At 57.5% G+C, this 19,627-nt stretch carries 18 protein-coding genes and 1 tRNA gene; 13 read left to right on the plus strand and 6 right to left on the minus strand.

Annotated elements, in window-relative coordinates:
• Nucleotides 1-105: 105 nt before the first annotated feature.
• Nucleotides 106-1,395: a M18 family aminopeptidase gene (locus ACGK9W_RS04460; protein WP_219119869.1), complete on the plus strand. Its 1,290-nt coding sequence runs from the start codon at nucleotides 106-108 to the stop codon at nucleotides 1,393-1,395.
• 56 nt (nucleotides 1,396-1,451) lie between these two features.
• Here ACGK9W_RS04460 and ACGK9W_RS04465 read toward each other — a convergent pair.
• Nucleotides 1,452-1,527: transfer RNA gene (locus ACGK9W_RS04465), tRNA-Asn, on the minus strand.
• 168 nt (nucleotides 1,528-1,695) lie between these two features.
• On the opposite strand from ACGK9W_RS04465, the gene ACGK9W_RS04470 reads away from it, so the two are divergent.
• A complete protein-coding gene (locus tag ACGK9W_RS04470) occupies nucleotides 1,696-2,565 on the plus strand; it encodes a YheT family hydrolase (RefSeq protein WP_227507749.1) in 870 nt (289 codons plus the stop codon).
• Between the two features lie 7 nt (nucleotides 2,566-2,572).
• On the opposite strand, the gene ACGK9W_RS04475 is transcribed toward ACGK9W_RS04470, so the two are convergent.
• Nucleotides 2,573-3,202: an arylesterase gene (locus tag ACGK9W_RS04475; protein ID WP_008172029.1), complete on the minus strand. Its 630-nt coding sequence runs from the start codon at nucleotides 3,200-3,202 to the stop codon at nucleotides 2,573-2,575.
• A gap of 62 nt (nucleotides 3,203-3,264) precedes the next feature.
• Here ACGK9W_RS04475 and ACGK9W_RS04480 point away from each other — a divergent pair, with 62 nt between their 5' ends.
• The gene (locus tag ACGK9W_RS04480; protein ID WP_041645164.1) at nucleotides 3,265-3,984 is read left to right on the plus strand and encodes an ABC transporter ATP-binding protein; all 720 of its coding nucleotides are present in this window, start codon (nucleotides 3,265-3,267) and stop codon (nucleotides 3,982-3,984) included.
• Entirely contained in the window at nucleotides 3,984-6,470 is a 2,487-nt protein-coding gene (locus tag ACGK9W_RS04485; protein WP_405419251.1) for an ABC transporter permease, read from the plus strand. Before ACGK9W_RS04480 ends, ACGK9W_RS04485 begins: the two co-directional genes overlap by 1 nt.
• Before the next feature lie 12 nt (nucleotides 6,471-6,482).
• Here the strand turns inward: ACGK9W_RS04485 and ACGK9W_RS04490 are convergent, their stop codons facing one another.
• The 4 genes from ACGK9W_RS04490 to ACGK9W_RS04505 form a co-directional block, all read right to left on the minus strand.
• The gene (locus ACGK9W_RS04490; protein WP_405419253.1) at nucleotides 6,483-7,265 is read right to left on the minus strand and encodes a substrate-binding periplasmic protein; all 783 of its coding nucleotides are present in this window, start codon (nucleotides 7,263-7,265) and stop codon (nucleotides 6,483-6,485) included.
• Nucleotides 7,266-7,436: 171 nt separating this feature from the next.
• Nucleotides 7,437-8,624: an iron-containing alcohol dehydrogenase gene (locus ACGK9W_RS04495; RefSeq protein WP_014576813.1), complete on the minus strand. Its 1,188-nt coding sequence runs from the start codon at nucleotides 8,622-8,624 to the stop codon at nucleotides 7,437-7,439.
• The gene (locus ACGK9W_RS04500) at nucleotides 8,624-9,169 is read right to left on the minus strand and encodes a hypothetical protein (protein WP_008172020.1); all 546 of its coding nucleotides are present in this window, start codon (nucleotides 9,167-9,169) and stop codon (nucleotides 8,624-8,626) included. The genes ACGK9W_RS04495 and ACGK9W_RS04500 overlap by 1 nt, the downstream gene beginning before the upstream one ends.
• Before the next feature lie 173 nt (nucleotides 9,170-9,342).
• Entirely contained in the window at nucleotides 9,343-10,620 is a 1,278-nt protein-coding gene (locus ACGK9W_RS04505) for a M48 family metalloprotease (RefSeq protein ID WP_405419257.1), read from the minus strand.
• A gap of 25 nt (nucleotides 10,621-10,645) precedes the next feature.
• Here ACGK9W_RS04505 and ACGK9W_RS04510 point away from each other — a divergent pair, with 25 nt between their 5' ends.
• The 9 genes from ACGK9W_RS04510 to ACGK9W_RS04550 all read left to right on the plus strand — a co-directional run bounded on the left by ACGK9W_RS04510 (nucleotide 10,646) and on the right by ACGK9W_RS04550 (nucleotide 19,610).
• Nucleotides 10,646-10,771, plus strand: a complete 126-nt coding sequence (locus tag ACGK9W_RS04510) for a hypothetical protein (RefSeq protein ID WP_008172013.1) — start codon at nucleotides 10,646-10,648, stop codon at nucleotides 10,769-10,771.
• 47 nt (nucleotides 10,772-10,818) lie between these two features.
• Nucleotides 10,819-11,559, plus strand: a complete 741-nt coding sequence (locus ACGK9W_RS04515; RefSeq protein WP_053114965.1) for a DUF599 domain-containing protein — start codon at nucleotides 10,819-10,821, stop codon at nucleotides 11,557-11,559.
• 18 nt (nucleotides 11,560-11,577) lie between these two features.
• Nucleotides 11,578-12,048, plus strand: a complete 471-nt coding sequence (locus ACGK9W_RS04520; RefSeq protein ID WP_014576817.1) for a PaaI family thioesterase — start codon at nucleotides 11,578-11,580, stop codon at nucleotides 12,046-12,048.
• Nucleotides 12,045-12,479 (plus strand): PaaI family thioesterase, encoded by a 435-nt coding sequence (locus ACGK9W_RS04525; protein WP_008172009.1) that lies wholly within the window; start codon nucleotides 12,045-12,047, stop codon nucleotides 12,477-12,479. Before ACGK9W_RS04520 ends, ACGK9W_RS04525 begins: the two co-directional genes overlap by 4 nt.
• Before the next feature lie 248 nt (nucleotides 12,480-12,727).
• Nucleotides 12,728-14,620, plus strand: a complete 1,893-nt coding sequence (htpG, locus tag ACGK9W_RS04530; protein ID WP_405419262.1) for a molecular chaperone HtpG — start codon at nucleotides 12,728-12,730, stop codon at nucleotides 14,618-14,620.
• A gap of 6 nt (nucleotides 14,621-14,626) precedes the next feature.
• Complete coding sequence (locus ACGK9W_RS04535) at nucleotides 14,627-14,845, plus strand: DUF2835 domain-containing protein (RefSeq protein ID WP_092031786.1); 219 nt, start codon at nucleotides 14,627-14,629, stop codon at nucleotides 14,843-14,845.
• A 365-nt stretch (nucleotides 14,846-15,210) separates the two neighbouring features.
• The gene (katG, locus tag ACGK9W_RS04540; protein ID WP_008172001.1) at nucleotides 15,211-17,382 is read left to right on the plus strand and encodes a catalase/peroxidase HPI; all 2,172 of its coding nucleotides are present in this window, start codon (nucleotides 15,211-15,213) and stop codon (nucleotides 17,380-17,382) included.
• 137 nt (nucleotides 17,383-17,519) lie between these two features.
• Nucleotides 17,520-18,491, plus strand: a complete 972-nt coding sequence (locus ACGK9W_RS04545; protein WP_008171999.1) for a tRNA-dihydrouridine synthase — start codon at nucleotides 17,520-17,522, stop codon at nucleotides 18,489-18,491.
• A gap of 126 nt (nucleotides 18,492-18,617) precedes the next feature.
• On the plus strand, nucleotides 18,618-19,610 hold the full coding sequence (locus tag ACGK9W_RS04550) for an MBL fold metallo-hydrolase (protein ID WP_008171998.1): 993 nt from the start codon (nucleotides 18,618-18,620) through the stop codon (nucleotides 19,608-19,610).
• Nucleotides 19,611-19,627: the final 17 nt, after the last annotated feature.

The following is a 19,627-nucleotide window of genomic DNA, read 5'->3' on the forward strand; positions in this document are numbered from 1 at the left end:
TGGTTGATTTGTGACCCGGTTATAGGGAATGTCCGTTGACGCAGTATGAGGCTTTACGGCTTCATGCCATACTGTTGGCGCAATTATCTTTTAATCAGGGACATCATGGAACACGCTGAATTTAACAAAGATTTATTGAAGTTTCTGAACACTTCCCCCACACCCTGGCATGCGGTCGACACCATGAAACAACGGCTGAGTGTGGCCGGGTTTCAGGAGCTGGATGAGCGGGAAGACTGGTCGCTGGTGAGCAACCAGGGCTATTACGTTGTCCGCAACGGCTCCTCAATTGTCGCCTTCCGAACTGGCAGCAAAGATGTCACCACCTCGGGAATCCGCATGGTGGGTGCTCATACCGACAGCCCCTGCCTGAAGGTCAAGCCGAACCCTGAGCTCCGCCGCAAGGGCTTCTTTCAGTTGGGTGTCGAAGTTTACGGTGGTGTGCTGCTGAATCCCTGGTTTGACCGGGATCTTTCCCTGGCCGGTCGGGTGACGGTGCTGGATGAAGACGGCAAGGTACGGGACACCCTGGTGGATTTCCGTAAGCCTGTGGCATTCATTCCGAGCCTGGCAATCCATCTTGATCGAGAGGCCAACAGCAATCGCACGGTTAACCCACAGACCGATCTGCCACCGGTTCTGATGCAGGTTCCTGAGAGCGATACCACCAGCTTCGTGGATCTATTGTCCCAGCAGGTCAAGTCCGAGACCGGGCTCACTGTCCGCAAGGTCCTGGGTTACGAGCTCAGTTTCTACGATGCCCGTGAAGCCTCGTTTGTCGGATTGCGTGATGATTTCATCGCCTCGGCTCGCCTGGACAACCTTCTGAGTTGTTACATTGGTCTCCAGTCGCTGCTGAAAACCTCCGGCGACGAAGCCGCGTTGCTGGTCTGCAACGATCACGAGGAAGTTGGCAGTATGTCTGCCGAAGGTGCACAAGGGCCGTTCCTGACAGCGGTTCTGGACCGCTGGGTCGGCGCTGGCAAGGCTCGTGCTATTGCCAACTCAATGATGGTGTCGGCGGACAATGCCCATGGCATTCATCCGAATTACATGGATAAACATGATGAGAATCATGGCCCGATTCTCAATCAGGGGCCGGTGATCAAGGTCAACCATAACCAGCGGTACGCCACCAACAGTCGATCGGCAGCAGTTTACCGGCACATCAGTGACGAGCTGGGGTTGCCTCACCAGACCTTTGTGGTTCGGAGCGATATGGGCTGTGGCAGCACCATTGGGCCCCTGACGGCGGGGAACCTGGGTGTAACCACGCTGGATATTGGCGTGCCCCAGTTCGGTATGCATTCCATTCGGGAGCTGATTGGCACCGAGGATGGGTTCACGTTGTTCCGCGTGCTGACCGAATTCATGCAGCGCGAGCAGATTTTCTGAGGCCGTAAACGAAAAATGCCGCTGCTTCAGAAGAATCAGCGGCATTTCGGAATAAGTGGCTCCCCGAGCTGGGCTCGAACCAGCGACAAACGGATTAACAGTCCGTTGCTCTACCAACTGAGCTATCGGGGAACAGCATCAAGTGGCGCGCATATTAAGCGCTTTGGTTTACGGGGTCAACCCCCTGATATGAAAGGCTAAAAATTGTACGAAAGCAGGACTCTTCACTACCGGCCCCCGCCGTGGTTGCGCAACGGTCACGTTCAGTCTGTCTGGCCCACACTGTTTCGCAAAGTCCCGATGGTAGAACCGGAGCCGGAAGTGATCGCCACACCGGATGACGACGAACTGCACCTGGACTGGTACCGGCAGGGTAGCGATCGCCTGGCCATCGTGTCTCACGGTCTGGAAGGTCACAGCAGGCGGCCCTACGTGCTCGGTTTAACTCGCGCCCTGCTTCGGGAAGGCTGGGATGTTCTTGCCTGGAACTTCCGCTCTTGCGGCGGGGTTATGAATCGGCAACCGAGGTTCTATCACAGCGGCGCCACCGAGGATCTCGGCCTGGTGGTCAATCACGGTTTGTCAGGTGCGTACGACACCCTGTTTCTTTCCGGGTTCAGCATGGGGGGCAATCTGACGCTGCTATATCTGGGCGAACAGGGCGAGCGTGTTGATAGCCGGATCTGCGGAGCCGTTGCCTATTCGGTTCCCTGCGACCTGGCCGGTAGCGCAGATATGCTGGCATTGCCGAGCAGGAAGATCTACATGCAGCGCTTTCTCCGGGATCTGAAGGTGAAAATGGAGGAGAAGGCGGAGAGGTTTCCCGACCTGATTGATATTTCAGGGTTTGATGCCATTCGCAGCTTTCACGAGTTTGATGACCGCTACACCGCGCCTCTGCACGGTTTCCGCAATGCCCGGGATTACTGGGCCCAGTGTTCAGCATTGGGGCGCATGCGAGATATCCGCGTGCCGGCGCTGATGGTGAACGCCGCCGACGATCCGTTTCTCTCGGCGCGCTGTTTCCCGGAATCCCGGCGGGAGCTGGGCGCTCATGTGCGCCTCGAAGCTCCTCGTTGGGGCGGCCACGTCGGGTTTGTCGAGCATTCGAAAGATGGCTTTTACTGGTCAGAGCGCCGTGCGCTGGCATTCCTCCAGGGATTGACCTGAACCATCTTTATTGCAGGATCGGTTTGAGCACCGGCCAGACATTCTCCAGCAGTTTGCCCTGGGCTTCCTCGGTCGGGTGAATCCCGTCGTCCTGCATCAACCCGGCCTGGTTGTAGATGCCGTCCAGGAAAAAGGGAACCAACGCGGTGTCGTATCGGTCAGACAGCTTCGGATAGATTTCGGCAAACATCTCTGTGTAGCGCTGTCCGTAGTTGGGCGGTATTTGCATGCCCACCAGTACGGCGCGAGCACCCGAGGTCTGCACCTTTTCGATCATGGAGGCGAGATTGGATTCGATTACGTTGGGTGGGAAGCCGCGAAGGCCATCATTGCCACCCAATTCAATGACCACGACGTCGGGCTCGTTCTCCTCAAGGAGATCAGGCAGCCGGCGGGCACCGCCATCCGTGGTTTCTCCGCTGATGCTGGCATTGACCACTTCCCAGTCGCTCAACCCTTTGCTCTCGAGCCGGTTTCTCAGCAACTGCACCCAGGCAGTTTCGGAGGGCACTCCATAGGCCGCACTGAGGCTGTCACCTACGATGAGCAGCGTGTTTTGACTGGCCACTGCCGGCAGCGCCAGCACGGCAAACACGAGAAAAAGAATTGATCTGACGTACACCAATGCCGTATGCATAGACAACCAATACACCTTTAAGCCGTTTTCGAGACCCAGGATCGGGAGATTCCGTGAATCAGATGACCAATGTTAACCCGGATAGCCAGAGCCCAATGTTACGGGTAGATAACCTGACCCACCGCGTCAGTGTTGAAACCGATACGCTCACGATCTTGCAAGGGGTCACTCTCGAAATCAATCGGGGAGAATCCGTAGCCATTGTCGGGCGCTCCGGTTCTGGTAAAACCACTCTGTTGGGTTTGCTGGCGGGTCTTGATACGCCCAGCGAGGGGACGGTGGAGCTGGACGGCTCGGTGATCAGCAAGCTCAGCGAGGATGAGCGGGCAAAACTCCGCGCACACCGGGTTGGCTTTGTATTCCAGTCTTTCCAGCTTTTGCCGGCGCTAACCGCGCTCGAGAACGTTATGTTGCCGCTGGAACTTGCCGGCATGGCATCGCCGGAGAAGAGGGCCCGTGAGCTACTGGAACGGGTTGGGCTTGGCGAACGGCTGACCCACACACCCAGACAGCTCTCCGGTGGTGAGCAGCAGCGGGTTGCCATCGCGCGGGCATTTGCGTCTGAGCCGCTGATCCTGTTCGCTGACGAGCCGACGGGTAACCTGGATAACCGCACCGGTCAGGCAGTATCTGATCTCTTGATGGCGTTGAACCGGGAGCAGGGCACAACGCTGGTGATGGTAACCCACGATGAACACCTGGCGGCTCGCTGTAATAGGCAGTTCCATATTGAAGCCGGCGTTCTGACCGAACCGGAAGCAGCGCAGGAGATGGCGCACTGATGGCAGCTGCAAAAAAACTTATGTCGGTTCGCCGGGACTGGCGGGAACGGGATGTTCGCGTCGTTCTGGCCGCTCTCATCATCGCCGTTGCCACTGTCGCCACCATTGCCCTGTTTGCCAGTCAGCTTCAACGCACCCTGGTTTCTTCAGCCAGCTCGTTCCTGGCAGCGGATCGCCAGCTCGAGGCAGAGAATGGCCGCCCGATTCCGGACGCCTGGCTTCAGGAAGCCGCCGAACAGGGCCTGAAAACCGGTCGAATGGTGGAGTTCTCCACCATGGTGTTCGGTGACGAGAATTTCCAGCTGGTGTCAGTCAAGGCCGTGAGCAATGAATATCCGCTTCGCGGCGATATCGAAATCCAGCGGGACCCGACAGGTACCCGGGAGCTGGTAAATCAGGGGCCCGGGCCGGGAGAGGTCTGGATCAACCCGCGTTTGCTCAGGCTGCTGGATCTCGAAGTCGGCGATTCGCTTGAAGTTGGTAATCTGAATCTTACCGTGTCCGGCCTGCTCATCCGGGAGCCGGACGGCGGTTTCCGGCTGTCGGCACTGGCCCCCCGCGTGATGATGCATGTGGATGATGTGGCCGCCACCGGGGTCATCCAGGAGGGCAGCCGGGTTGAATACGTCTACCTGTTTGCCGGTGATGAAGCTGCGCTGGAATCGTACTACCAATGGTTGGAACCCAGACTCGAACCCAGTCATGAATGGGCGGGTGTCCGGGATGGCGAGACCTTCTCGCGCTCACTCGAGCGAGCCGAGCGATTCCTGCTGTTGGGTGGCAGTCTTGCAGTCCTGCTTGCCGCCGTGGCCGTGGCTGTGGCGAGTCGTCAGTATGCCCTTTCCCAGCGCGATACCGTGGCACTTCTGAAAACGCTGGGGCTCAGCGGTGCGGGTATTGGCGGTCTGTACCTCAAGCGCCTCGCGCTCTGGGGTGTCACCGGGATCGTGGGCGGACTGCTGGTCGCGATGCCGCTGTACTGGTTGCTGATTCACATGCTGAGCCAGGTGCTTGAGCGCCCGGTGGAATTTCAGCTCGATCCGTCTGCATTGGTGCCCGCCTTGCTGACGGCACTGGTCTCTCTGTTTGCGTTTGCCTATCCTCCCGTTCGCAGGCTTCGCAATGTTCCGGCGATGCGTGTACTGCGCAGCCAGCCCGGTGAAACCGGGCGCGAGGCCCTGCCGGATATGATAATTGCCATTGTGGCGGTTTTCGGGCTTGTGTGGATGTATGCGGGCGAACTTGCCCTGGTGGTTTCCCTTCTGGGGGGGCTTGCGTTGCTGCTCGGGGCACTTGGCCTGGTGGGTTGGCTGTTGGTGGCAACACTGCGCAAGGTTCGCGGCGGTGGTAACGCCTGGCGTTTGGCCCTGGTGGGGCTGTACCGGCATCGCCGGGCCAGTCTTTCCCAGATTGCTGTATTTGCGATGACGTTGATGCTGGCGGCCACGCTGATATTGGTGCGTACCTCTTTGTTGACAGACTGGCAGGCCCAGTTGCCGGATGACGCGCCCAATCATTTCCTGATCAATATTGCACCGGAAGCGGTCGAGGACGTCGATGCGTTCTGGCAGGAGCGTGGCCAGCCACTGGACAAACTTTACCCGATGGTTCGAGGACGCTTGACCGAACTCAATGGTCAGCCGGTCAAGGAAACGGTCAGCAAGGATGAGAATGTTAACGCTCTCAACCGTGAACTGAACCTGACCTGGATGTCTGCCTTGCCGGACGACAACGAGATAGTCGAGGGCGCCTGGTTTGGTGAAAACCAGAAGGAAGGTGTCTCGGTGGAAGCGGAGCTGGCCGGAAAGCTGGGACTGTCACTGGGCGACGAACTGACGTTCACCATTGGCTCGGAAAAGGTGACAGAAGCCGTCACCAGTATTCGGACGGTCCAGTGGGACAGCATGAAGCCCAATTTCTACATGGCGTTCCCGCCGGAGGGCGGGCTCACCGAGATGCCCGCGACCTGGATTACCAGTTTTTACCTGCCCAAGGACAAGAAAGATGCCCTGAACGAATTTTCCCGGCAGTTCCCGACGGTTTCCGTTCTGGAAATTGATCATGTGATTGAGCGGATCCAGGAGATTGTCCGTCAGGTCACCCAGGCGATTGAAGCCATTCTGGCGTTGATCCTTGCCGCCGCGCTGGTGGTGATGGCTGCAGTCGTCAGTGCGACGCTTCAGGATCGACAGCGGGAAGGTGCGCTGCTGCGAACCCTGGGCGGACGCCAGAGGTTGCTGGTTCGCAGTACCATGCTCGAATTTGCGTTGCTGGGTGGTTTCGCAGGTGTGCTTGGAGTGGTCGCCGCCGAGGCGGCAGTCTGGGCGCTTCAGTTCAGGATGTTCGAGGGCACGTTCCAGTGGCACTGGCACGTGGTGTTGCCGATTCCAATCGTCAGCGCCGTTGTTCTTGCCCTGTTCGGCCGCTGGCAGCTACGGCCGGTGTTGAGTGTATCGCCGATGCTGTTGTTGCGACGCCTCGAGTAGCGCCGGGCGGCTTCAGCGGTAGTTGGCGAGAATCGCATCCAGCTCGCCATTCGCCTTCATCTTCGCCAGTTCTTCGTTGAACTGGCTGGCAAAGGACTGCCAGTCTTTCCGCAGCATTAGCCGGAACCCGTAATTGCTGATGCTTTCGTTGCTGATGTCGAAATGCTGCCGCAGCCCCTCGTTTCTGAGAATCCACTTTCCGACGAGCCGGTCGGCGACCGCGGCGTCGAAGCGGTCACCGTGCAGTACGAAGGTGAACATGTCCTTGTCTCTGGAAACATCAAAGCGGCGAATCCGACCTTCCTCGAAGTAGGGCTCAAGCAGCGGATATCGGTAGCCGAGATGGGTGACAATGGTTTTGGAGATCAGATCGTCCGGGCTCTCGTAGTGAAAGCTGGATTTTACTGGTACAAAAAACACTTCCTCGATGTCGACTACCGCATCGGTAAACAGGAATTTCTCCGGGTCGTCCGCCCACTCCCGAGCCCTTGGTGTGGCATCGATGTATCCATCAAGCAGCATCTGATCTACACGTTTACGGGGGATTTGCTCAGCGATTACCCGGTATCCAAGCCTCTGGGCTACCTCGGACACCACATCCCACATGATTCCTGATGGTTGGCTCTGGTCACCGATGAGATAGGGTGGGTAACCATTGGGCGAAATATTGAAACGAAAAACCTTTTGTTCGCCAGAGGTATCTTGTGAGGCAAAAACTGGCGAGGAAAGTGCAGTCAGTACAAGAAGAAGGACACCAAGAGTGGCATTAACAGGGCGGGGATATCGGTTTTGCATGCGGTGGGGCTCTCTACGGAACAGTACTGTAGGTGGATAATGAACCCGGCTATCATCCCTGCCAGAATTGGCTAATTCTCCTCTCTTGCTTGATCAATTTCAATGATGTGAAGTCTATCTTCACACAAGGCGAACGCCGGGGCCCAGGCAGGGTCCCCGGCGAAGAAACAGTCACGCCCAGGCGCGGCGCAGAACCGAGCGGGCATCCTCCAGCGTTACTTCCTTCGGATTAAACATGATGGAACCATCATCCAATGCCATCTCAGCGATATGGTCCAGCTGTGCCTCGGTCACCTTACCGGTTTCCTTGAGTGTCCGGGGCAGCTGGCAGCGCTTGTACAAGGCATCCCGCAACTTCCGGATCGCGGAAATACTGGCCTCTGCCCGGCGGCTTGCCGGTGTTGCTGCAAAGACTTCGGGGCCCTCGAGGTACAGCAAAAGTTCACCCAGGGGTTCCCGGATGGTTTCAAGGTTGTACTCCAGGGCGTAGGGCAGGTAAAGACTCATGCAAAGGCCGTGGGGCAGGTGGCAGACGGCGCCGGTGGCGTGCCCCAGGGCATGCACCAGACCCACCATGGAGTTGGAGAAGGCGATGCCGGCCATGGTCGAGGCTTGCGCCAGCTCCAGTCGTCCGTCGCTGTCTTTCGGGTTGTCCATGACCTGAAGGAGCGACTGGCTGATTTTCTTGATGGCCGCGGTCGCGTAGGCGTCACTCAATGGGTTTTTCGCCATGCAGGTGAACGCTTCGGTTGCGTGGGTCATGGCGTCCATGGCTGTCGCGGCAGTAATGTGCGGCGGCAGGGTGAGGGTCATGCGCGGGTCAATGATGGCCGCGTTTGGCAGCAGGAACGACGACGTGAAGGGCAGCTTGACGCCCTTGGCTTCATCGGTGATGACCGCAACCGATGTAACTTCCGAACCGGTCCCGGCTGTTGTCGGCACCACGAAGAAGGGCTTGAGCGGATGCTTGAGCACACCGGCACCGCTGTACTTGGCGATATCGTCACCACCCTCGGAAACCAGGATGTTGACGGCCTTGCCGGTATCGATCGCCGAACCGCCGCCCACGGCGATGATGGAGTCGCACTTTTCCTGACGATAGATGCCGGCGATATCGCGTACCACCGTGGTCGAGGAGTCAGGAGGAACGTCATCATAGATGGTGGTTATTTCCAGCCCGCTTTCCTCGCAAGCTGCGATCACGGGTTCCAGGAGGCCCGCAGCCCGCACGCCCTTGTCGGTTACGATCATTGGCCGTTTGGCAGCCATTCCGGTCAGCTCGTAAGGGATGTGTTCAAGGGCGGCCTTGCCGGCAATGACTTTTACCGGGCAGAAGAACTCATAGTATTTATTGGTCATCACGCTCTCACTGTCTCAACGAAATTGGTGGCAACTTTCAGGTAAATGCGCGCGGCGCTGATCAGCTTTTCCGGCAGGTGGAGGTCGGCCGGGTATTCCTTTACGGCGCGCTCGGCGACCATTTTCGGCAGGATGAAGGACTCAAGCCGGTTCAGTACCCGCGTCATCCGCACGGCATAGCTGATGTCGCCATCCACCAGCATGCGGTCATTGGCGAAAGCCACTGATGTTTTTTCCTGGAAAGACAGCACCAGGAAAGCGTGGGCGATGTGCTTGAACTGAATCGACAGGTCGATCGGCCGTGGGGCTTTGTCACCGTGGTAACGGAAACGCCCCTGGCCGGTATGTTCGACGATCAACTTTGAGCCATCCGGCATCACCATCATCTCAAACAGGAAACCGTCAGGTAGTGCCCGGGCTTCGTTCTGAACCTTCTCGTCCACCTCGCTCACAGCCTGCAGGGCTCGCCCCATCACCTGGAACATCAGTTCCACGTACAGTCGGCGCGCCTGGAAGACCATGGGCTGGATACGTTTCGCTAGCATGTCCGTCATCCAATCGTTGTTGATGTCATCTGATTTTTAGAGTTATTGCTCTAAAAGTCAATGGAGGCGATGACAGAAGATGTGCGTCAGACCGGCAATCTTGATCCCGGGCAATAAAAAGGCCGGAACCCCTCGGGACTCCGGCCTTCTAAAGTCAACGATTCCGGCGGCAATTATTGCGTGAGTGCCGCCAGTTTACGTTTGGCCTCTTCAGCTACGTCTCCACCGGCTTCGGCGGCCTTGCTGTAATAGGCAATGGCTTCACTCCGGTTATTCTGTTTTACCGCAACATCGCCCAGTCGCAGGAAGGCAATGGAAGTGGGGACGGTTTCATTGGCTTTGGTCAGATTCTCCCTGGCCTTGTCCAGATTGTTGAGCCTCAGAGCATTCAGGCCATTGTAAAGGCGATACTTGAACATCTCGGGGTAGAGCTCCACCGCCTTTTCAAAGTCGGCCGCGGCCTTCTCTGTTTCCTTCTGCTCCTGATAAATGCGGCCGCGAAGGGCATAGAACATGGCTTCCCGTGGCAGCAGACGGATGGCTTCGTTGATCTTGTCGAGCGCGGGCTTCATCTCGCCTTTGGAGGCCAGCTCCATGGCCTTGTCATGGGCATCGTAAGCCGGTTGCAGCGAGCGGAGTTTGGCCATCTTGCGTTCATAGACGTCCTCACCGCGGTAGCCGCCCGCGCCAACCTTTTGCACCAGTTCGCGGTTCTCCTGCACGCGTTTCGCTGAGGGAGGATGGGTCGCGAAAAGGCCATCAATGAAACTGGACTGACGCCCTTCAGATAGTTTCAGGAACAGCTCCTGAAGCTCCACCGCCGCCTGTGGGTCATAGCCGGCTTCTTTCATGTAGAGAATGCCGTAGTGGTCGGATTCGAGTTCATCGCCCTGGCTGTATTGCGCCAGCGCAAGTTGCGCCCCAAGGGCAGCACCACCCATGATCAGACCGGCCCATTCGTTGTCCGACAGGGCAAAACCAAGTCCGGCAACGCCGGCGCTGATCAGCATTCCCTGCTGCATGCGCTGAACACTGTGCCGGGCTGCCGCATGAACAATCTCGTGCCCCAGAACCGAGGCAAGCTGAGCCTCGTCGTCAAGCTCTGTCAGCAGGCCACGGTTAATAGCGATCTTGCCTCCGGGAAGGGCCCAGGCATTGGGTACACTACTGTTCAGAACCACGAATTCGTAGGGCAGGTCCGGTCTGTCACTGACCCTGGCCATTTTCTGGCCAACCTCGCTCACATAGAGCGTCAGCTCCGGGTCCACATAAAACCGACCGCCCTGGGTTTGCTGGGTGGGCACGTACTGCTCGGCGCCCATGGCGAGCTCCTGGCTTTCACCGATCAGCGAAAGCTGATTTTCCCCGGTAACCGGATTGACCGAGCAGCCGCTGAGTGTCAGTGCCAGCGCAATGGCTACCAGGCTGTTTTTGATGGCAGACAGGTTCACAGTAAGCTCCCTTTTGGATGATGCGATGTCGGGTTCGTTCAAAACAGTTGCCCGCTTCCTGAATGGGCAGTTTATAGCACATGATCGGCCATCAGTGGATTACCGCAACCTGCCCGGCGGTGGTGACGAGCAGGCCCTTGGCGTATCATAAGCGTCTGTTCCCGCTCTGTTTCACCAACTTCGCACCCAAGGCAACCCATGAGTAATTTACTCGAACTGATCGCTTTGCTCTGGTTCCTCGTCTGCTGGCTGGGTTATACCGAATACTCGAAACGCCGTGCCGCGGACCGTCCCTGCCTGTCCAACACCCTCGACCTTTACCGGGAGGACTGGATGCGCGTCATGTTGCGGCGGGAAAACCGGATTGCCGATGCGTCTGTGGTCGGAAACCTGGAGCGCAACGGTGCGTTTTTCGCCTCCAGCTGCCTGCTGATTCTCGCGGGTATTATCACCGCCCTCGGCTACACCCAGGAAGTCATGGAAGTATTCAGTACCATGCCCTTCGCCACATTGCCGACCCGGGAAATCTGGGAACTTCGCATGGTGGTGCTGTTGGTGGTCTTTATCTACGCCTTTTTCAAATTCACCTGGTCCATGCGGATGTACAACTTTGTGTCGGTGATGGTGGGCAGTGCCCCTCCGCCAGACGACACCAAAACCAGCCCCGCTGGCAGGGAGGCGTTTGCACGAAGTGCCGGCAACATCTGCAATCTTGCCGGCGATGCCTTTAACCTTGGGCTGCGGTCCTACTATTACGCACTTGCCGTGGTAGGCTGGTTTATTCACCCGATTGTCTTCATGGCGGCGTCCACTCTGGTTGTTGTCGTTCTCTATCGACGCGAGTTCTGTTCGACGGCACTGGAAGCATTGAGGGCGGGGAAGGTCTTCGAGGAGCCGCTGCCCGGCAAGGCGGAAAACAGCCCAAAACCTAAAAGCTGATCCACAGGTTGAATCTGAATGAACGATGATATCCGACGGAAACGGGTTAGCCGTTTTATAGCCACCCTCAACCAGGCCAACGAGCTTGGTCTGTCGGTTACCGAGGCCACAAAAGGCAGCCTGACACTGTGCCTGCCCTACAGTGACCGCATTATCGGTAACCCGGACACCGGGGTGATTCACGGTGGGGCCATCACCACACTGATGGATACCACATCAGGGTGCGTGATCCTCTGTGCCCTGGAAGATTTTGAGCTCTGCCCGACGCTGGACCTGCGCGTGGACTACATGCGCCCGGCCCAGCCCCGCAAGCCGGTTTATGCCCGGGCTGAAACCTACCGGGTAACCCGGAACATCATTTTTACCCGCTGTGAGGCGTACCAGGAAGGCGGTGAAACCATTGCCAACTGCGTGGCCACCTTCATGCGTATCGGGAAGGATGCCAGCCCGAAACATTACCGGGACCTGATTACCGGAGGTGAAGAATGACCGATCCTGAAATCCTGCGTTACACCCAGGAGACCGGTGACTTCAGCCGCATGCTCAGCAGCATTCCCTATGCCACCTGGATTGGTCTTCAGTGTGAGCAGTTTGGAGACGACCTGATTTTCCGTCTGCCCTGCAAAGACTCCAACCTGGGTAATCCCATCCTGCCGGCCATCCACGGTGGCGTGATCGGTGGCTTCATGGAGATGTCTGCCAACATCTACCTGATCATGTCCCAGGAAAGTCTGCGCATGCCCCGTATCGTCGACTTTTCCCTGGATTACCTCAGGGCCGGTCTCAATCGCGAGACCTACGCCGAATGCCGCCTGACCCGCCAGGGCAACCGCGTTGCCAACGTGATGGTCAGCGCCTGGCAGAAATCCCGCTCGCAACCCATTGCGACTGCCAGGGCGCACTTCCTCCTCGAAGACTGATCTTGCCTATACTCCGGGGCTTGAAATGCCCCGGTGTGCCCCCACTTTTTGCTCAGACTGAGATTTTTGTGCAGGAGCGAGCACGGAGGCCGTTCCGAAACACGCTGTGAATACGTCCATGTACGCTCGGCTCCGCCATCCATGGCTCCGCACGGTTTCGGAACGGCCTCCGCGCTCACTCTCAAAACTATGAGGTAACTCGGGCACAACGCCGTGCCTGTTTATTCGTTTCAGGAGACTAAAACGCCATGACGGTTGAAGCCAATAAAGAAACGCTTGGATTCCAGACCGAGGTGAAGCAACTGCTTCACCTGATGATTCACTCGTTGTATTCCAACAAGGAAATCTTCCTTCGTGAGCTGATTTCCAACGCTTCAGATGCCGAAGACAAACTGCGTTTCGCAGCGCTGAAGGACGACAGCCTGTATGAAAGCGATCCTGAGCTGAAGATTCGCCTGGATTTTGACGAAGAGGCGAATACCGTCACGCTCACCGACAACGGTATCGGTATGACCCGTGACGATGTTATCCAGAATCTTGGCACCATTGCCCGTTCCGGTACGGCTGAATTCCTCCAGCAGTTGTCCGGCGATGAGAAGAAGGACACCAAGCTGATCGGTCAGTTCGGTGTTGGGTTCTATTCGGCGTTTATTGTGGCCGACAAGGTGGATGTATTTACCCGCCGCGCGGGTGCGCCTGCAGAAGAAGGTGTGCATTGGGAGTCCAAGGGTGACGGCGAGTTTTCCATCGAGCAGGTCAATCTGGATAACCGCGGCACCCAGATCGTCCTGCATCTGAAGCCAGACGCCAAGGAATTCGCCAACGGCTGGAAACTGCGCAGTCTGGTGAAGAAGTACTCGGATCATATTTCCTTCCCGGTTGTCATGAAGGCCGAATCCGACGAAGGTGAGAAGAAGGACGAGTACGAAACCGTTAACGATGCGACAGCGCTATGGACACTCCCCCGTACCGAGATTAAGGACGAGGAGTACAGGGAGTTCTACAAGCACATCGCCCACGATTTTGAAGACCCGCTCACCTGGTCCCACAACAAGGTGGAAGGCAAGCTGGATTACACCAGCCTGCTTTATATCCCGGCCCGTGCACCGTTTGATCTGTACAACCGTGAAGCGCCCCGTGGCCTGAAACTTTACGTGCAGCGCGTGTTCATCATGGACGACGCCGAACAGTTCCTGCCGCTGTACCTGCGTTTTGCCAAGGGTGTGATTGATTCCAACGATCTGTCCCTCAACGTGTCACGGGAGATCCTGCAGAACGACAGCACCGTGGAAAGTATCCGCACCGCTCTCACCAAGCGGGTCCTCGATATGCTGTCCAAGCTGGCCAAGAAGGATTCCGAGCAGTATCAGAAGTTCTGGGGCGAGTTCGGCACGGTCTTGAAAGAAGGCCCGGCGGAAGATTTCAGCAACCGCGAGAAAATTGCCGGCCTGCTGCGCTTCGCCTCCACTCACACCGGTGAAAGCGCACAGAACGTGTCGCTGGATGATTACATCGGCCGGATGAAGGAAGGGCAGAAAAAGCTTTACTACATCACCGCCGACAACTTCACAGCCGCCAAGAGCAGCCCGCATCTGGAAGTCTTCCGCAAAAAGGGCATTGAGGTGCTGATCCTTACAGATCGCATCGACGAGTGGATGATGGGTTACCTCAGCGAATACGACGGCAAGCAGTTGCAGGATGTTGCCCGTGGCGACCTGGACCTGGGCGAGGTCGAGACCGAGGAAGACAAGAAGCACAAGGAAGAGGCGGCTGAAGAGCACAAGGACCTTCTGGAGCGCATCAAGAATGCCCTGAGCGACAGGGTGCAGGAGGTGCGTGTAACCAACCGCCTGACCGATTCACCGGCCTGTCTGGTGGTAGGCGATTTCGATATGGGCGCCCAGATGAAGAAGATCATGGAAGCTGCCGGCCAGAAAGTACCGGACAGCAAACCGATCTTCGAGATCAATGTTGATCATCCGCTGGTCCAGCGACTGGAAAGCGAGAAGGGCGAAGAGCGGTTCAACGAGCTCTCAGCGGTTATCCTGGACCAGGCCACCCTGGCCAGCGGTGAGCAACTCCCGGACCCCGGGGCCTATGTCACCCGTCTGAACCGCCTGCTGCTTGAACTGGCGAACTGATCGCCAATGCAGCAGATTATTGTGGATATCAGCATCAGCCCTGATGAGTGGATCAAGCTCTATCAGGGCGTTGCCACAGATGTTCACACCACGGCCCGGGACGGACGCTCTGTCCGATTCCCGGCCCGTATCCTCTCCCGTTTTTATCTTCGCGATGGCATTCGCGGCAGTTTCCGCATCGTCTTTGACGAAGCCGGCAAGTTTTCATCCATTGAGCGGCTCTGACCGACCAGAGCTTCATCCATAAATAAAAACTCTCACAAATTTATTTTTAATTAATTGTATTACGCCATCGGTCCCGCGCTACGGTGGAGCTGTTCTCGTTAGGCAGGAGCAGATCCATGTCCAATGTAATGTCACTCAGTCGTTCAATCGCATGGCCGGACTTTTTAGACATTCTGGCGAGATATTCAAGTGATTACGCTTGTGCCCAGTAAGGCAGAGAACCCGCAAACATTGCGGGAAATCCTATAGGCGCACGCTATCCGGGACATAAGAAATACTCAGAGCAGATTATTGGGTGTGTCCTATAGTTAGAAGTGCCTGAATCAAAGCAGTGTCGTTTTGCCAACCCCAATGAGGAGAGAAAAATGACAGACAACAACAGTGCGGGCGGAAAGTGTCCCGTAATGCACGGTTCAAACACTCAGGAAAAAGCCGACGTAGCTGGCTGGTGGCCTGAGAACCTCAATCTCGACATCCTTCATCAGCACGACCGCAAAACCAATCCTCTCGGTGAAGACTTCGACTACCGGGAAGAAGTGAAAAAGCTTGATCACGAAGCCCTCGAAAAAGACATGCACGAGCTGATGACCAACAGTCAGGAATGGTGGCCTGCCGATTGGGGGCATTACGGCGGCCTGATGATTCGACTGGCGTGGCACGCCGCTGGAACCTATCGCCTGGCCGACGGTCGTGGTGGTGCCGGCACCGGTAACCAGCGGTTCGCTCCGCTGAACTCCTGGCCCGACAACGGCAACCTCGACAAGGCACGCCGCCTTCTGTGGCCGCTTAAGAAAAAATACGGCAACAAGGTGAGCTGGGCCGACCTGTTTATCCTGGCCGGTAATGTTGCCTATGAGTCGTTTGGCCTGAAGACCTTCGGTTTCTCTTATGGCCGCGAGGACATCTGGCATCCGGAAAAAGACATCTACTGGGGCGCGGAAAAAGAGTGGCTGGCGCCGTCTGACAGCCGTTATGAAGACGTCGACAAGCCCGACACCATGGAGAACCCGCTCGCTGCAGTGCAAATGGGCCTGATTTATGTGAATCCTGAGGGCGTGAACGGTGTGCCGGATCCGCAGAAGACCGCGGAGCAGGTGAGAACGACCTTTGCCCGCATGGCGATGAACGATGAAGAAACCGCAGCGCTGACCGCTGGCGGCCATACGGTGGGCAAGGCTCACGGTAATGGCGACGCCGATGCCCTCGGCCCGGAGCCGGAAGGGGCTGACGTTGAAACCCAGGGCTTTGGCTGGATGAACCCGAACCTCGACGGCAAGGCGACCAACGCGGTTACCTCTGGCATCGAAGGTGCCTGGACCTCGAATCCGACCAAGTTCGACATGGGCTACTTTGATCTGCTGTTTGGCTACGAGTGGCAGCTGACCAAGAGCCCGGCTGGTGCAAACCAGTGGGAGCCGATCGACATCAAAGAAGAGCACATGCCGGTTGATCCGACTGATCCGTCCGTCCGTCGCAAGCCGATGATGACCGATGCCGACATGGCAATGAAAGTCGATCCGAAGTACCGCGCAATCTGCGAGAAGTTCATGGCAGATCCCGAGTACTTCAAAGACTGCTTCGCCCGTGCCTGGTTCAAGCTGACCCACCGCGACATGGGGCCCAAGTCCCGCTATATCGGACCGGGTGTGCCTGATGAAGATCTGATCTGGCAGGATCCTGTTCCCCAGGGCGAGACCAATTACATTGAGGAAGTGGTCAAGCAGAAGATTGCCGGGGCCGGATTGAGCCTGAACGAGCTGATCTGCACCGCGTGGGACAGTGCCCGTACTTTCCGCGGCTCAGACATGCGTGGTGGTGCAAACGGTGCGCGGATTCGCCTGGCGCCCCAGAAGGACTGGGAGGGTAACGAGCCCGATCGTCTGGATAAGGTGCTGAAGGTTTACGAGCAGATTTCGGCTGACACTGGCGCCAGCGTTGCTGACGTTATCGTGCTTGGCGGTAACCTTGGCATCGAGATGGCAGCCAAAGCAGCCGGCCACGAGGTTCACGTACCCTTCTTGAAGGGACGTGGTGACGCTACCGACGAGATGACGGATGCCGAATCCTTCGATCCGATGGAGCCGCTGGCGGATGGCTTCCGCAACTGGCAGAAGAAGGACTACGTGGTCAAGCCGGAAGAAATGCTTCTGGATCGTGCCCAACTGATGGGACTGACAGCGCCTGAAATGACCGTCCTGCTGGGTGGCATGCGGGTGCTCGGTACCAACTACGGCGGCACCAAGCACGGCGTATTCACCGATCGCGTTGGCCAGTTGACCAATGATTTCTTCGTCAATCTGACTGATATGTCGAATCGTTGGGAGCCGACTGGCAAGAACTCGTACAACATCGTGGATCGCAACAGTGGCAATACCAAGTTCACTGCGACCCGTGTTGATCTCGTGTTCGGTTCCAACTCGATCCTGCGTGCCTACGCAGAAGTGTATGCCCAGGACGACAACGAAGAGAAGTTCGTGAAAGACTTCGTTGCAGCCTGGAGCAAGGTCATGAACGCCGACCGGTTCGACGTCGAATAAGACCTGTAAGCAAGCGATTGGACACCCCGGTTTCGGGGTGTCCGTCTATCAACTTCCCGCCAAATTCCTTACAATCCGCTCCGTGTGATTTTTGATCAGTCTCACCCCGAACAGACCCTGTAATTGCTGGAGCACTCATGCGCATCATTCTCGCCCCAATGGAAGGGCTGGTTGACGCACCCATCCGTGAAACCCTTACCGGGGTAGGCGGCATCGACCGTTGCGTAACGGAATTCGTTCGTGTCACCCATGGCATGCTGCCACCGAGAGTGTTCTACAAATACGCCCCCGAATTGTACAACCGGTCGCTCACTCAAGTGGGCACCCCCGTTGCCGTTCAGCTGCTGGGTTCAGACCCTCACCAGATGGCGCGCCACGGCGTGCGTGCGGCTGAACTCGGCGCCACCCAGGTGGATATCAACTTTGGTTGCCCGGCCAAAACGGTCAACAAGCACAAGGGTGGCTGTGTGTTGATGCGCGAGCCGGAGCTTATGCATGAGATCGTGGCTGCTGTGCGTCAGGCTGTGCCAGCGCATGTGCCGGTCACAGCCAAAATGCGGCTGGGGTATGACGACCGATCCATGGGTGTGGCTTGTGCCCAGGCATTGGAAGCGGCAGGCGCGGCAGAGATTGTCATTCATGCCCGCAGCAAAGTAGACGGGTATAAGCCGCCGGCCTATTGGGAGGAAATCGCCCGGGCCCGGGAAGCTGTCAAAACCCACATAATTGCCAATGGCGAAATCTGGAGTGTCGCGGACTACTGGCGTTGCCGTGAGGTGTCCGGCTGCGATGACGTGATGATTGGCCGTGGCCTGATCGCCCGGCCAGACCTCGCCCGGCAGATCAAGGCCAGCCAGCAGGGCAAAACGGTGCCGGATATGACCTGGCCGGAAGCTGTCGCCCTGGTTCGTGAGTACGCTACGGTTCTTCAGGGCTGGCTTGAGGACCGCTATGTGACCGGTCGTATCAAACAATGGCTTAACTTTCTCCGCCAGGGTTTCGCCGAGGCAGAGGCGCTCTGGCCCGAGGCCCGGAAAATCCGTCAGGTGGCGCCCATGATGGCATGCCTGGAACAGCGGGTTATCCTGACGGACTCCCGCGCTGCCTGATCCTCATTCAAGCGCACTGACTCAATCCCCACGCGTTGACCTTCCCGCCGCCTAAACTGGTATCAACGGGATTGTCGTTCGTATCAATACCGGTACCAATAAAAAACGAGTGGGAGGACGAACAACATGTTCAGAGCAGGTTTGCGCAACACGATGGCCTTTGCCGGAGTGTCAGTCGGTATGCTAGTGGGCGCCGCTATGCCGGCTGCCGCCGACGACCACGTGGTGAAAGTCACACCCCTGGGAAGCCACGATGGTGAGTTCTGTGGCCGGGACCGGGCGCTGGTCTTTGAAGATCCCAATGGCACCCGAATTCTCTATGACGCCGGCAGAACGGTCGCCGGTCCGGATGATCCCCGACTGGGCAAAATTGATGTTGTTCTGGTTTCCCACATGCATGGGGACCATGTGGGTGATCAGCGCATCAGCAAGACCAATCAGGGCACGTGCGGATCTCCAGACACCGGCGTTTCAACATTGCCACAATCCAACACTGTTGATATTGCGGTAAAACACGGTTCAAAAATTGTTACGGGTAGCGAAATGCCCGCCTTCTTTGCCGCCAAGCTGAAAGATGCCGGCGGTGATCCTGCAAACTCGCTGTTGGTTCGGTTCGGTGGCGAGCGTGAGGTTGGCGGAGTGGCAATTACGACCGTGCCGGCTGTGCACAGCAATGGCGTATCGCCTTCGTTCCTCACCGGGCCACTGGCAGAGTATCTGGCTGCCGCGGGTGTTGGCGCCAGTGTCGGACCACCCACGGGCTACGTGCTCAGGTTCTCCAACGGCCTGGTGGTCTACCTGTCCGGTGACACTGGCATTACTGCCGAGCAAAAGCTGGTCGTGAAGGATCACTACGGTGCGGGACTTGTGGTGATGAACATCGGTGATACGTTCACCACCGGACCGAAACAGGCCGCCTACGTAATCAATGACCTCGTGCAACCGAAGGCGGTTATCGCCTCCCACGCCAACGAACCTGCGACCTCCGGTGGCATGGTGCAGGAAGGAACGCGCACGGCTCTGTTCCGGGATTCAGTGACAGTGCCGGTTCATGTGCCCCTCAGTGGCCGCACCATGGCGTTCAATGGCATGGCGAGCTGCGTCTCCGGCTGCAACTAAGGGAACTCGGGCACGCA

The organism is Marinobacter flavimaris, assembly GCF_045057155.1.
GTDB classification, from domain to species: domain Bacteria; phylum Pseudomonadota; class Gammaproteobacteria; order Pseudomonadales; family Oleiphilaceae; genus Marinobacter; species Marinobacter manganoxydans.